This is a genomic window from Microbacterium sp. NPDC058345 (assembly GCF_042723855.1).
Classification (GTDB): domain Bacteria; phylum Actinomycetota; class Actinomycetes; order Actinomycetales; family Microbacteriaceae; genus Microbacterium.
Window position 1 is genome coordinate 1410194 of the sequence record NZ_JBHXIG010000001.1, and the last position, 12793, is coordinate 1422986.

At 70.2% G+C, this 12793-nt stretch carries 14 protein-coding genes; 11 read left to right on the top strand and 3 right to left on the bottom strand.

Annotated elements, in window-relative coordinates; genetic code table 11:
• Positions 1-6: 6 nt before the first annotated feature.
• The 8 genes from ACFWH5_RS06635 (at position 7) to ACFWH5_RS06670 (ending at position 7435) form a co-directional block, all read left to right on the top strand.
• On the top strand, positions 7-984 hold the full coding sequence (locus tag ACFWH5_RS06635; RefSeq protein ID WP_378833100.1) for a DnaJ C-terminal domain-containing protein: 978 nt from the start codon (positions 7-9) through the stop codon (positions 982-984).
• A 19-nt stretch (positions 985-1003) separates the two neighbouring features.
• Complete coding sequence (locus ACFWH5_RS06640) at positions 1004-1483, top strand: heat shock protein transcriptional repressor HspR (RefSeq protein WP_378833103.1); 480 nt, start codon at positions 1004-1006, stop codon at positions 1481-1483.
• 66 nt (positions 1484-1549) lie between these two features.
• Positions 1550-2215 (top strand): GntR family transcriptional regulator, encoded by a 666-nt coding sequence (locus ACFWH5_RS06645; protein WP_378833105.1) that lies wholly within the window; start codon positions 1550-1552, stop codon positions 2213-2215.
• A 106-nt stretch (positions 2216-2321) separates the two neighbouring features.
• Positions 2322-3287, top strand: a complete 966-nt coding sequence (locus tag ACFWH5_RS06650) for a tripartite tricarboxylate transporter substrate binding protein (RefSeq protein ID WP_378833107.1) — start codon at positions 2322-2324, stop codon at positions 3285-3287.
• Entirely contained in the window at positions 3287-3805 is a 519-nt protein-coding gene (locus tag ACFWH5_RS06655; protein ID WP_378833109.1) for a tripartite tricarboxylate transporter TctB family protein, read from the top strand. Before ACFWH5_RS06650 ends, ACFWH5_RS06655 begins: the two co-directional genes overlap by 1 nt.
• A complete protein-coding gene (locus ACFWH5_RS06660; protein ID WP_378833110.1) occupies positions 3802-5451 on the top strand; it encodes a tripartite tricarboxylate transporter permease in 1650 nt (549 codons plus the stop codon). Before ACFWH5_RS06655 ends, ACFWH5_RS06660 begins: the two co-directional genes overlap by 4 nt.
• Complete coding sequence (locus ACFWH5_RS06665) at positions 5448-6317, top strand: dihydrodipicolinate synthase family protein (RefSeq protein WP_378833112.1); 870 nt, start codon at positions 5448-5450, stop codon at positions 6315-6317. The genes ACFWH5_RS06660 and ACFWH5_RS06665 overlap by 4 nt, the downstream gene beginning before the upstream one ends.
• 140 nt (positions 6318-6457) lie before the next feature.
• Positions 6458-7435 (top strand): LacI family DNA-binding transcriptional regulator, encoded by a 978-nt coding sequence (locus tag ACFWH5_RS06670; RefSeq protein ID WP_378833115.1) that lies wholly within the window; start codon positions 6458-6460, stop codon positions 7433-7435.
• 18 nt (positions 7436-7453) lie between these two features.
• On the opposite strand, the gene ACFWH5_RS06675 is transcribed toward ACFWH5_RS06670, so the two are convergent.
• Positions 7454-8059 (bottom strand): TetR/AcrR family transcriptional regulator, encoded by a 606-nt coding sequence (locus ACFWH5_RS06675; RefSeq protein WP_378833117.1) that lies wholly within the window; start codon positions 8057-8059, stop codon positions 7454-7456.
• Positions 8060-8137: 78 nt separating this feature from the next.
• Here ACFWH5_RS06675 and ACFWH5_RS06680 point away from each other — a divergent pair, with 78 nt between their 5' ends.
• Positions 8138-8623 (top strand): hypothetical protein, encoded by a 486-nt coding sequence (locus ACFWH5_RS06680; RefSeq protein WP_378833119.1) that lies wholly within the window; start codon positions 8138-8140, stop codon positions 8621-8623.
• A 2-nt stretch (positions 8624-8625) separates the two neighbouring features.
• On the opposite strand, the gene ACFWH5_RS06685 is transcribed toward ACFWH5_RS06680, so the two are convergent.
• On the bottom strand, positions 8626-9276 hold the full coding sequence (locus ACFWH5_RS06685; protein ID WP_378833121.1) for a response regulator: 651 nt from the start codon (positions 9274-9276) through the stop codon (positions 8626-8628).
• Complete coding sequence (locus ACFWH5_RS06690; RefSeq protein WP_378833123.1) at positions 9273-10409, bottom strand: sensor histidine kinase; 1137 nt, start codon at positions 10407-10409, stop codon at positions 9273-9275. The genes ACFWH5_RS06685 and ACFWH5_RS06690 overlap by 4 nt, the downstream gene beginning before the upstream one ends.
• A 180-nt stretch (positions 10410-10589) precedes the next feature.
• Between ACFWH5_RS06690 and ACFWH5_RS06695 the strand changes: the two genes are divergently transcribed.
• The gene (locus tag ACFWH5_RS06695) at positions 10590-11162 is read left to right on the top strand and encodes a hypothetical protein (RefSeq protein ID WP_378833125.1); all 573 of its coding nucleotides are present in this window, start codon (positions 10590-10592) and stop codon (positions 11160-11162) included.
• 125 nt (positions 11163-11287) lie between these two features.
• A complete protein-coding gene (locus ACFWH5_RS06700; protein ID WP_378833126.1) occupies positions 11288-12775 on the top strand; it encodes an FGGY-family carbohydrate kinase in 1488 nt (495 codons plus the stop codon).
• Positions 12776-12793 lie beyond the last annotated feature (18 nt).

Genomic DNA, 12793 nt, shown 5'->3' on the forward strand with positions numbered 1-12793 from the left:
TGATCGATGGCTAGCCAGGACTGGTTCGACAAGGACTTCTACAAGACGCTCGGCGTCTCGAAGGACGTCTCCGATGCGGATCTGAAGAAGACCTACCGCAAGCTCGCCCGCAAGTACCATCCCGACTCCAATCAGGGGGACGCCGCGGCCGAGGCGAGGTTCAAGGAGATCAGCGAGGCGTACAGCGTGCTCAGCGACCCCGAGCAGCGGAGCGAGTACGACGAGATCCGCGCCATGGGATCGGGGGCTCGCTTCACCGCACCCGGCTCCGGCGGGGCGGGCGGCTTCGAGGACGTGTTCAGCCGGTTCGGGCAGGGCGGACGCCAGGCCGACTTCGACGACATCTTCTCGATGTTCAGCCAGGGCGGCGGCTCCTTCGGGTCCGGCCGCTTCGGGCAGCCGAGCGGCGGGTACCGCGGCTTCGGCGGCCCGCAGAAGGGCGCCGACGTCACCGCCCGCACCACGCTCGATTTCACCACCGCGGCGCAGGGCGAGACGATCACCCTGCAGGCCGAGGACGGCAAGCCGTTCAAGATCAAGGTGCCCGCCGGTGTCGCCGACGGGCAGAAGATCCGTCTGCGCGGGCGGGGTCGCCCCTCGCCCGACGGCGGCGAGCCCGGCGACATCGTCGTGCAGGTCGCGGTCAGGCCGCATCCGGTCTTCTCCCGCGAGGGCCTGAACCTGCGCCTCACCGTGCCGGTCACGTTCACCGAGGCCACCCTCGGCGCCACGATCGAGGTGCCGACCCTGGGCGGCGACACGGTCAAGCTGCGCGTCGCGCCGGGCACGCCGTCGGGGCGCGTGCTGCGCGTCAAGGGGCGCGGGATCAAGACCGCGAAGGGCACCGGCGACCTGCTCGCCGAGCTGCAGGTCGCGGTGCCCGCGCACCTCGACGACGCGGCACGCGAGGCGCTCGAGCGCTTCCACGCACTCGAGCCCAAGGAGAACCCGCGGGCCGAGATGATGGCCAAGGCGCGCGGCTGATGGGCCACCAGGACTGATCATGGACGCCGATTCCCCTCTCTTCGCGATCGCGGTCGCCGCGGAGCTGGCCGGCATGCACCCCCAGACGCTGCGGCAGTACGACCGCATCGGCCTGGTGGTGCCCGGCCGCACCCGCGGCGGCTCGCGACGCTACTCGATGCGCGACATCGAGCAGCTCCGCGAAGTCGCTCAGCTGTCGAGCGAGGGGATGAGCCTGCCGGCGATCGCGCGCCTGCTCGACCTGGAGGACGAGGTGCGGATGCTGCGTCGCCAGGTCTCGGAGCTCGAAGGGGCGCTGCGCGCCGAACGCGAGAACCGCCCCGGCGTTCGCGTCTTCGCCGCCGGGGTGACGGGGTCCATCGTCACCGTCCCCTCCGGGCGCCGCATCCGCCGATCGACCGAGATCGTGCTGTGGCAGCCGCGCATGGCATCCGACGAGCGCGGAGCGGACGATCAGCCTGCCACGCCGGAGACGCCGGAGAACCGCGACTCGGACTGACGACGGCGGCGCGACACGATCGCGACCGGCACCCTGTACTCTGTCAACAGTCAACAGGGGAGAGCCATGACCGACACAGTGCAGCGCGGGGAGTCGCTCGGCGCACAGATCGCGAACGTCCTGCGTCAGCGCATCGTGCGCGGAGACGTCGCCCCGGGCGAGCGGATCACCGAGGAGGCACTCGCCGAGGAGTTCGCGGTCAGCCGCGGTCCCGTGCGCGACGCGCTCACGCAACTCAGCTTCGAGAAGCTCGTGCGCATCCAGCGCCCCCGCGGTGTCTTCGTGGTCGGTCTCACCCGCGACGACGTCGATCAGCTCTACAGCCTGCGGGGAGCGCTGGAGCAGCTGGCGCTGTCGCGCGCGATCCGCGTCCGCGATGACGCCCGCTGGGCCGTGATGGACGACGCGGTGCGGCGCATGACGGCGGCGGCGGACGCCGGCGATCATGCGGCGTTCGTCGTCGCCGACCTCGACTTCCACTCCCAGATCTACGCCCTGGCGGATCATCCGCGCCTGGAAGGCGCGTGGCGCCAGTACCTTCCCACCTTCACCGCGCTGCTCGACGTCACCATCAACCACGACGACGACCTGCACGACTCCGCCGCCGATCACGTCGCACTGATGAACGTGATGCGCAGCGGTGACGGTGCCGAGGCGGCCGAGGTGCTCAGCGCACACCTCGACGGGGCGCGGGATCGCATGCTGAGCGAGCTGACCACGCAGGGCTCCTGAACCGGCGCGAGCGGCGCGATCTCCCTGTGCGTGTTGACTGTTAACAGTCGACACTGATACGCTCGCGAACGTCGACAATCCGGTCGACCAGCACCGAGGAGCAAAGATGCCCCGCATCCGCATGTCCCGAGCGGCCGCAGCAATCGCCGCCGTCGCCGCAACCGCGCTCGTCCTGGCCGGCTGCACCAAGGTCGAAGAGGGTGGCGCCGAGTCCAGCTACCCCGAGAAGGACATCCGCCTGATCATCCAGGCGAACCCGGGCGGTGGCTCCGACCTGTCGTCGCGCGCACTCGCCACCGAGCTCGAGAAGATCCTCGACGTCAGCGTCATCCCCGAGAACATGCCGGGCGCCGCCGGGGCGCTCGCGATGGAGTACGTGGGTTCGCAGAAGGCCGACGGCTACGTGATCGGGTTCGCCCCGGTCGAGATCGCGATGCTCAACACCACGCAGGGTGCGAAGGTGCTGCCCGAGGACTTCGATCTGCTCGGCCAGATCATGCTCGCCCCCGGCGTGATCACCGTCGGGGCGGACAGCGGCATCGAGTCGCTCGAGGACCTCATCGCGCAGGCGAAGTCCGGCGCGGTCACCGTGGCGAACTCCGGCGCGGGCTCCATCTGGGAGGCCGCGACGATCGGTCTCGGCGACGCCGCGGGCGCCGACTTCACGCCGGTGCCGTACGACGGCGGTGCGACCGCCGTCGGCGCCGCGGCATCCGGTGAGACGGTCGCCGCCGTGTCGGGCCTCGGCGAGGCGCTCGCCCAGGGCGATGCCGTCAAGATCCTCGCCGTCATGCACGATGAGCGTCACCCGGATGCTGAGGACGTACCCACGGTCGAGGAGGCCATCGGGCAGTCGGTCGAGTTCGGCGGCTGGGGTGGCATCTACGCGCCCGCAGGCCTGCCGGACAACGTGAAGGAGACTCTCGAATCGGCCGTCAAGGAGGCCGTGGACTCGGAGTCGTACCAGAAGTTCCAGGCGGATGCCGGAAACCTCGTGGTCTACCGCGACTCCGCGGACTGGACCGAGTACGTCGGCGAGCAGTTCACCCTGTTCCAGGACCTGCTGGGCTGATGAGCGCGGCCACGCACGACGAGCACCAGGGGGCGGCGCACTCCCGCCCCCTGGAGATCGCGTTCGCCGCCGTCGCCCTCGCGTTCGCATCGGGATACGTGGCGCTGGCCACGCAGATCCCGCTGCGCCGCGAGGCGGCGGCCGGCCAGATCGACGCCCGCTTCTGGCCCATGGTCATCGGCGTGGCGGCGGTCGCGGTCGCCGTCGTGCTGCTGGTCATCGCGATCACCCGCCCCGCGCCGGAGCGCAACGACATCGAGCGGATCCAGCCGGGCGGCATCCGGCGCGTCGGTCTCACGCTCGCCATCTCCCTCGCGTTCATCGCCCTGTGGTCGCTCGGATCCGTCATCCTCTTCGGGTACCGGATCGAGCTCTTCCCCGTGGTCGCGGGGCTGCTCATGGCATCCCTCATGCTCGTCTACGGGCACCGGCGCTGGCTGAGCCTCATCATCTACTCCGCCGCTCTCACCGCGTTCGTCTACGTGGTGTTCGGCATGCTCCTGAGGATCCCGCTGTGAACCCCTTCATCGAGGGAGTGAACTCCCTGCTGGACGTCTCGATGCTGCTCTACATGGGCATCGGGCTGGTGCTCGGCTTCATGGTCGGTGCCTTCCCCGGCATCACCGCCACCATGGCCGTCGCGCTCGCCGCCGGCTTCACCCTGACGCTCGAGCCCGTCCAGGGGCTGGCGGTGCTGCTCACCATCTACGTCGCTGCGAACTTCGGCGACCGGGTGCCGTCGATCCTCATCAACACCCCCGGCACGCCCGCGTCCATCGCGACCACACTCGACGGCTATCCGATGGCCAAGCAGGGCAGGGCCGGTCTCGCACTGACGATCTCGGCCATCGTCTCGGCGGTCGGCATCCTCGCCTCGCTCGTGCTGTTCTCGGTCGCCGCCGTGCCGATCGCGAGCTTCGCCCGCGACTACTTCAAATCGCCCGAACTGTTCGCCCTCGTCGTGTTCGGCATCGCGATCATGATCGGCATCTCGTCGAAGTCGATGCTCAAGGGCATCCTCGCCGGCCTGTTCGGCCTGATGCTCGGCACCGTCGGCACCTATGCCGCCACCGCCGACCAGCGCTTCACCTTCGGCGTGCTCGAGCTCGTCGAGGGCGTGAACTTCATCGCCGTCATCATCGGCCTGTTCGGCATCGCCGAGCTGTTCGATCAGCTGCTCACCTACCGCCGGTCGAAGGTGCGCCCCATCTCGAGCCTCGGTCGCTGGCTGCCGAATCGTGCCGAGCTCCGACAGAGCGGTCGTGCCACGGCGGTCGGCGGTGCGGTCGGCCTCGGCGTCGGTCTCATCCCCGCCGCGGGCGGCGACATCGCCGGTCTCATCGGCTGGGAGCGTGCGCGCAAGGCGTCGAAGCACCCGGAGATGTTCGGAAAGGGCTCGATCGAGGGGGTGGCCGCGTCCGACAGCGCGTCCAGCGCCACCCTCGGCGGTTCGCTGACCACCACCATGGCCCTCGGCATCCCCGGCGACTCGGTGATGGCGGTCATGATCGGCTCGATGATCATCTGGGGCATCACCCCCGGTCCGACGCTGTTCTCGAACCGCCCCGACCTGGTGGTCTCGATCGCGGGCATCATGCTGATCGCGACGCTGCTCTCCCTGGCGCTGAGCCTGGTGCGCATGCGCGGCATGGTGAAGCTGCTCGACGTGCCGCAGCCGTACCTGTGGAGCGGCATCCTGCTCTTCTGCATCATCGGCACCTACGCGACCTCGAACAGCCTGTCGACCGTGATCACGATGCTCGTGTTCGGCGTGATCGGCGTGCTCATGAAGCGCATGCAGGTGCCCGCCGGCCCCGTCGTGCTCGGACTGCTGCTCGGCCCGCTCGCCGAGGAGAACCTCGCCCGCACGCTGGCGATCCTGCCCACGCGCCCGTTCTTCGAGGTGGTCAGCCCGATCGCCATCCTGCTCATCGTGCTAGCGGTGCTCTCGGTCGTCATGCCGGCGATCCGCGCTGCACGCAAGCCGCGCGAAACGCGCGCCGCGTTCGAGGACTCCGTGCTCGACACCGAGAGCGTGCAGCAGATCACCCACGCCCGAGACGAGCTGGCCGCGAACCCCGAGCTGCTCACCTCGACCGTGCGGAACATCGACAAGAAGGGCGAGCGCCGTACGCGCCGCCAGAACAAGGAGAACAAGAAGTGACCCGTTACGACATCCTCACCGCGATCCCGACCGCGTTCCACCGCGACGGTTCGCTCGATCTCGAGGGGTCGCGGGCCATCTTCCGCTACGTCGGCGAGTCCGGCAACGAGGGCGCCTTCGTGCTCGGTACGACCGGGGAGTTCCCGGCGGTGGACGTGGCCGAGTTCACCGGCCTGGTCGGCGCCGCCCTCGACGAGCTCGCCGACCGGATGCGCGTGATCGTGCACGTCGGGCAGCCGAGCGCCTTCGAGGCCGTGCGGCTGGTCGACATCGCCCGCGGCCTCGGTGCCACGGAGTTCGCCGCGCTCACCCCGTACTACCTGCGCTCGTCCGACGACGCCGTCGTCGACTACTTCCGTCAGGTGTCGGATGCGGTCGGCGACGGCCGCCTGTACGTGTACATCTACCCGGCCCGCAGCGGCAACCCCGTCTCGCCGGAGCTGCTCGTGCGGCTCGCGCAGCTGCCGAACGTCGTCGGTGCGAAGGTCAGCGAGCTGACGCTCGACGAGCTCGCCGCCTACCGAGCTGCGGTGCCGGCCGACTTCGAGCTGTACACCGGGGCGGACCGCGACCTCATCGCCGCCGTCGGCGTCGGTGCGCAGGGCGTCGTGTCGGGCGTGTCCTCCGTGACGCCCAAGCCGTTCCGCGCCCTCGCGGACGCCGGCCGATCGGGCGAGGCGACCGCGATCGCCGCCGCGCAGGCCGCCGTCGACGAGGTCGTTGCGACCATCGGCGGCGACATGGCGCGCATGAAGGAGGGCTACCGGGTTCTCGGCGTCACCGACGCGCACTGCCGGATGGCCCTCGATGAGCCGGATGCCGCCGCCAGGGCACGCGTCGCGGAGGTCATCGCGGCGCACGCCTGAGTCGGCCTCCGGGGCGCACGCCTGAGTCGAGCTTCGCGGCGGACTGCGGATGAGCGCCCCGCTTCGGTCGCATTCCGTGGCCCGGGTGGAATCGGTTTCACTTCGATAGGGTGTGCTGGAGTCAGTCGCAGGGGGAACACGTGGCCACGATCTACGACGTCGCGCAGCGCGCCGGTGTCTCACCGGCGACCGTCTCGCGGGTCTTCAACGGCACGAGGGTCTCTCCCGCGAAGGTCGATGCCGTGCGCAAGGCGGCCACCGAGCTGAGCTTCACGCCGAACCGGACGGCGCGCACGCTGCGCACGCGCACGTCCGAGGTGATCGCCCTCGTCATCCCCGACATCGAGAACCCGTACTTCACCGAGATGGCCCGCGGTGTGGAGGACGTCGCGAGCGAGGCCGGGTACTCGGTGGTGCTGTGCAACTCCGACGCGCAGATCAACAAGGAGTCCACCTACCTGCGAATCGCGATCGCCGAGCACATGTCGGGCGTGATCCTCGCCCCCGCCTCCGACCACACGAGCCTCGACGAGATCATCGCGACCGGACGGCCGGTCGTCGCGGTCGACCGCGGCACCGGATACGACATCGACGGCGTGATGATGGCGAACCGCGACGCCGGGCGCCTGGCGACCGAACATCTGCTCCAGACCGGTCACCGCGTCGCGTACATCGGCGGGCCCGAGCACATCGAGACATCGTCCGAGCGCGCCGAGGGCTGGCGAGCCGCCCATCGTGCGGCCGGTCTCGCGGCGCCCCTCGAACTGCTGCGTTTCTCGTCGTTCCGGGTCGACGGCGGACGGAAGGCGATGGAGGAGCTCCTCGCCCTGCCCGAGCCGCCGGACGCGGTCGTCGCCGGAAACAACCTCATCGGCGTGGGCGCGATCCAGGTGCTCACCGAGCACGGATTGACGCCGCCGCGCATCGGCGTCGCGGTGATCGGCGGTCTGCCGTTCACCACGCTGTCGCCGAGCGCCGTCACCATCGTGCGCCTGCCCGCCAGACACATGGGCGTCACCGCGGCGCGGATGCTGCTGGACCGCATCCGGGGAGACGACCAGCCTGCGCGCACCGTGGTGCTGCGCAACGAACTGCAGTCCGCGAGCCGCACGCTCTGAGGCGGAGGCAGCCGCGCGTCACCTCTGAGGCCACACCGCCCGCAACGGGCGGAGTCCCTCCTCGACGTAGTCCGCGATAGGGCGGTTGCGGCCGCCGTCGTACCACTGCTCGAGCGCGGCGATGTAAGCGAACGTGAGCGCACTGGCCAGCACGCGCGCCTGCACTGGGGAGAACGCGTCGTTCTTCGCGAGGAGCGGCGCGAGGCGCTCGCTCGCCGCATCGGCCGCCGCGAGAAGCGCGGCGCGGACCGACGGCACCGCAAAGAAGAACGGAACTCGCCGCCATGCCAGCGGAAGCCGCGCGTTCTCCGATTCCCGCGGCCCCGACAGGTCCGACGGGTCGGCTTCATATCGCTGCACCAGACGCAGCAGGCTCGCGATCGGGTCTGCCGCGTCGAGGGTCTCGGCCACCTCGTCCGCCGACATCTCATCGAACTCGTCCGAAACGAGGATGCCCTCCTTGGTGCCGAAGTATCGATAGACAGATGACGGCGACACTTCTGCGCTGGCGGCGACGGCTTCGATCGTCACGGCGTGGAAGCCGCGCTCCTCGAACAGGTCGAGCGCGCGCTCCTGGATCGTCTGCATCGCGCTTCGGCGCCACTTCTCCCGCAATCCGGCCACGACGTCACGCTAGCAGTTTGAGACAGTCACTTTCTCAACGGTTGAAATGCCAACAGCGTGTTTGTATAGTGACTGTCTATGAGCAAGTCACTGTCAGAACCTAAGACCGCGCGACGCCTCCTCACCGCCGGCGCCGTGGCGACCGCCTCGATCACCCTCTTCGCTCTCATCGATCCGGTGTCCACTCGGCTGATCGCCGCGCAGGTGCAGGCAGGGTACCCGGGGTACTCCTCCGCCGAGATCGATCGCGCGGCCGTGATGTACGTCGGGATCCTCGTCATCGTCGGAGTGCTCGGCGCCCTGGGATGGGGCGCGACGATCCTGCTCTCCGGTCGACACCGACGCCTGGCGTTCTGGCTGGGGCTCTCGCTGGGTGCCATCGGCCTGCTGGTCGCGGGTGCGGCGCTGGCGACGACGGACACCTCGGGCACGATCGGGCTCGCACCCGTCTTCGGCTGGCTGCTGCTCGTGCCGTGCGGGCTCGGGCTGACCGCGCTCATCGCACTGCGCCGCGCGGCGTTCGATCGCACCACACCGCGCGGCGCCGCTGACCCCGCTGGATGACGTCAGGCCTGCCCTGGCCGGATCAGCCCTGACTCGTATGCGGCGACGACCGCCTGCACGCGATCGCGCAACCCGAGCTTGGCCAGCAGGCGCGTGATGTGCGCCTTGACGGTCGCCTCGCTGAGGAAGAGCCGTCCTCCGATCTCCGCATTGGACAGCCCCGTGGCGATGAGCATCCAGATCTCCTGCTCGCGCGGCGTGAGATCCGACCTGGGTGCAGGGGTCGGCGGCAGCGAGAGATAGCGTTCGATGAGGCGCCGGGTGAGTCCCGGCGCCAGGAGCGCCTCTCCGGCCGCGACCGTGCGCACGGCATCCACCAGGCGGTCGGGACGCGCGTCCTTCAGGAGGAATCCCGAGGCTCCGGCCGCGAGTGCGCGGTAGACGTACTCGTCGAGATCGAAGGTCGTCAGCACCAGCACGCGCGGCGGGTCCGCCTGTCCGGTCACCTTCGCTGTCGCCTCGATGCCGTCCATGTCCGGCATCCGGATGTCCATGAGCACGATATCGGGGTGCAGCCGTGCGGCGGCGTCCACCGCCTCTCTGCCGGTGGTCGCCTCGCCCACGACCTCGAGGTCGGCGGCGTCGAGCAGCGCCACGATGCCGGAGCGGACCAGCGCGTGGTCGTCGGCCACGAGCACGCGGGGGCCGGTCACCGCGACACCGCCGTCGGCAACGATGCGTGCACGCTCCACCCCGTCGGTGTCGGACCGGCAGCGAGAGTGCCCCCGTACACCCGCGCCCGCTCCGTCATGCCGGGGACACCGAATCCGCCGCCCTCGATCGATGGGGGCGTGCCTGTGGCGGGACCGTTGTCGACCTGGACGGTCAGCGCGCCGTCCCCCTGGTGCACAGCGACGCGCACGTCCGCGCCGGGTGCGTGCTTGCGCACGTTCGTGAGCGCCTCCTGAACGATTCGGTAGGCAGCCAGCGCACAGCCGTCGGAGACGTTCGTGCTGTCGATCTCGAGTTCGCATCGATGCCCGGCGGCCTCGGTGTCCGCGATCAGCGCCGGCAGCGCCGACAGTCCGGGTTGGGGCGCGTAGGACGCGTCGCTCTCGCGCAAGACCTCGAGCAGGTGACGCATCTCATCCAGCGCGCTCTGCGCCGTGTTCCGCGTGAGCTCCAGGTGGGTGCGCGCCCTGGCCGGATCGCGGTCGAGGAACTGCTCGGCGGCCGCCGCCTGCAGCGTGACGATCGACAGGGAGTGCGCCACGATGTCGTGCAGCTCGCGCGCGATGCGACGCCGCTCGGATGCCGCAGCCTCGGTCGCCTGCACGTCGGCACCAGCGGCCACGCGCTGCAGCGACAGCGAACGGGCTCGCACGACTCTGCCCGCGGCCCACGTGCCCGCGACGAAGAACACGAGGAACACGACGCCGGCATTCTCGATACCCGGCGATCCGAAGTAGCCCAGCAGGTGCGCGGTGAGCATCGTCGCGATCGGCACGAGGCCGAGCAGCGCGGCGAGCCAGAGCGGGCGGATGCGCTCGGCGACGGTGAAGGTCGCCACGAGCAGGCTGGGGAAGGGGTTGAAGGTGGCGTCCGCGCCGGCGACCGCGGCGTGCGCGATGAGCGCCGCCGCGAACGTGAGCATCACCGCGACCGGGAACCTGCGCCGCACGACGAGCGGTGCGGAGATAGCCAGGCCGAACGCGAGCTGCCGCAACGGCGCGGCCGAGGGCACGAGCAGCGCCTCGAGGATCGCCCACACGCCGATGCCGCTCGCGATCGCGAGATCGAGCGGCGTGGTCCAGCGCCAGAGGGTGCGGGCGGTGGTGGTGGTCACAGTCCGATGCTAGAGCGCGAGCTGTCCGGCGGAACAGCGACCAAAGTCGCCATTCACTGCCGACCGCGGTCTGTCCGATCGGCGACTCCGGTGCGATGTGCGGCGGACTCGGCCGACCGTAGCGTCGGATCGTCGTCGCCGAGCCCGGTGGCGGCACGTCGCTTTCGAGAAAGGCTCTTCATGTCCACGATCACCCCCGTCGCCGCGCCGCCGCAGCGAACCGGCCTCGTCACCGACCGGCTGGCCGGCTGCGCTGCGGCAGCTGCCGGCGTCCTGTCGGTCGTCATCGGCGTCCTGCAGGTCGTCTTCCCGCAGGACGAGGATCCCGCGATCGACCCCCGCACCCGCGGCATCCTCGTGATGTTCACCCTCAGCCTCTGGGCGCTCGCTCTGCTGTTCGAGGGGCTCACGCGGTACTCACGCTTCCGCTGGGGAGCGCACGTCGCCGCCGCCGGCACGACGCTGCTGACCGTCGGCACCGTGACCAGCGCCATCAACGGCATCGATCTGGAGTTCTTCCCGGTGGTCGCCATGGCCGCGAACGCACTCTGGCTGATCGGGTCGATCGCGCTCACCGTCTCCCTGGTGCGCACCCGGCGGGTGCGCCTGTGGCTGGTGCTGCCGCTACCGTTCGTGCAGGTGCCGCTGCTGTTCCTCTCTCAGATGGGCGGAGGAGTCGTCGCCGGTCTGTACCTGCTCCTCCTGGGTGGAGCGCTGCTGCGGGGAGGGATCCTGGCGCGTCGTCGTGGCTGAGCGTGATGGGCGGATGCCGCAGCGAGCAGGCGCTGCGGCATCCGCCCTCCTCTTTTGTGCATCTTTGCGCTCTGAAATCGATTTCGCGTATGGTGTACGGGTAACCCGCGATCAAGGAGGACGCCGTGCGCTGCACTCTCGGCGTGGATGTCGGCACATCGAGCAGCAAGGGCGTGCTCGTCGACGCCGATGGCGCGATCCTCGCCTCGGTGAGCCGCATGCACGAGGTCAGCCGGCCGCGCACCGGATGGGTCGAGATGGACGGGCGCATCTGGTGGGACGAGTTCATCGACATCGCCCGTGAGCTGCGCGCAGCGCAGCCGGATGCCGAGGTCGTGGGCGTCGGCGTCAGCGGCATGGGCCCGTGCATCCTGCTCGCCGACGAGGACGACGAGCCCGTGCGGCCGGCGATCCTCTACGGCGTCGACACCCGCTCCACCGCGCAGATCGCCCGGATGACCACCGAGCTGGGCGAGGACGAGATCACCCGGGTCGGCGGGTCGACGCTCACCTCGCAGGCGGGCGGCGCCAAGATCGCGTGGGTCGCCGACGAGGAACCCGAGGCGTGGTCGCGTGCGCAGCGTCTCTTCATGCCGGCCTCCTGGCTGGCTCGCAGGCTCACCGGCGCCTACGTGCTCGATCACCAGTCCGCGAGCCAGGTGTCGCCGCTGTACGACATCGAGAACGAACGCTGGCACGAGCCGTGGTGGGAGCGCTACGCGAGCCGTCTCGAGCAGCCGCCGCTCACCTGGGCGGGGGACGTCACGGGGACGGTCACGGAGGAGGCCGCCGCCCTCACCGGCATCACGGCCGGCACCCCCGTCATCGCCGGCACGATCGATGCGTGGACCGAGGCGGTCAGCGTCGGCGCGCACGAGGTCGGCGATCTCATGCTGATGTACGGGACCACGATGTTCCTCGTCGCCACCGGGGCCGCGACCTTGCGGACTCCGTCGATGTGGACCACCGCCGGCGCGTTCCCCGGCACGCGCAACCTCGCAGGCGGCCTGTCGACCTCCGGAGCGCTCACCGCATGGCTCAAAGAACTGACCGCGGCCGATTATCCGCGGCTGCTCGCCGAGGCCGCCGAGTCCGGGCCCGGGGCACGCGGCCTGCTCATGCTGCCGTACTTCGCCGGCGAGCGCACGCCCATCCAGGACCCGGATGCGCGCGGCGTCATCGCCGGTCTCACCCTGCAGCACGGCCGCGGCGACCTCTACCGCGCGGCGCTCGAGGCGACGGCGCTCGGCGTGCGGCACAACGTCGAGACCATGCGCGCGGCGGGCGCCGACATCCGGCGGATCGTGGCTGTGGGCGGCGGCACGCAGGGGCGGCTGTGGCTGCAGGTGGTCTCTGATGTCACCGGCCTCGTGCAGGAGGTGCCCGCGACGACGATCGGTGCGAGCTACGGCGCCGCCTTCCTCGCCGCATCCGCCGTCGCCGACGCCGGGGCGGAACCGGCCATCACCGACTGGAACCCCATCGCCGAGACCATCGAGCCCGACCCGGGCCTGCGCGAGACCTATGACCGCCTGTTCGACAGGTACGTGCGCCTGTACGCGGGCACGAGAGACCTCGTCCACGAACTCGCCGCGCAGCAGCGCGACGCCTGACAACCCACCCACCCATCG

Excerpts from the sequence above, each read along its gene's own strand:
- ACFWH5_RS06635 (WP_378833100.1), top strand. The coding sequence starts at position 7 with ATGGCTAGCCAGGACTGGTTCGACAAGGACTTCTACAAGACGCTCGGC.
- ACFWH5_RS06640 (WP_378833103.1), top strand. The coding sequence starts at position 1,004 with ATGGACGCCGATTCCCCTCTCTTCGCGATCGCGGTCGCCGCGGAGCTG.
- ACFWH5_RS06645 (WP_378833105.1), top strand. The coding sequence starts at position 1,550 with ATGACCGACACAGTGCAGCGCGGGGAGTCGCTCGGCGCACAGATCGCG.
- ACFWH5_RS06650 (WP_378833107.1), top strand. The coding sequence starts at position 2,322 with ATGCCCCGCATCCGCATGTCCCGAGCGGCCGCAGCAATCGCCGCCGTC.
- ACFWH5_RS06655 (WP_378833109.1), top strand. The coding sequence starts at position 3,287 with ATGAGCGCGGCCACGCACGACGAGCACCAGGGGGCGGCGCACTCCCGC.
- ACFWH5_RS06680 (WP_378833119.1), top strand. The coding sequence starts at position 8,138 with ATGAGCAAGTCACTGTCAGAACCTAAGACCGCGCGACGCCTCCTCACC.
- ACFWH5_RS06695 (WP_378833125.1), top strand. The coding sequence starts at position 10,590 with ATGTCCACGATCACCCCCGTCGCCGCGCCGCCGCAGCGAACCGGCCTC.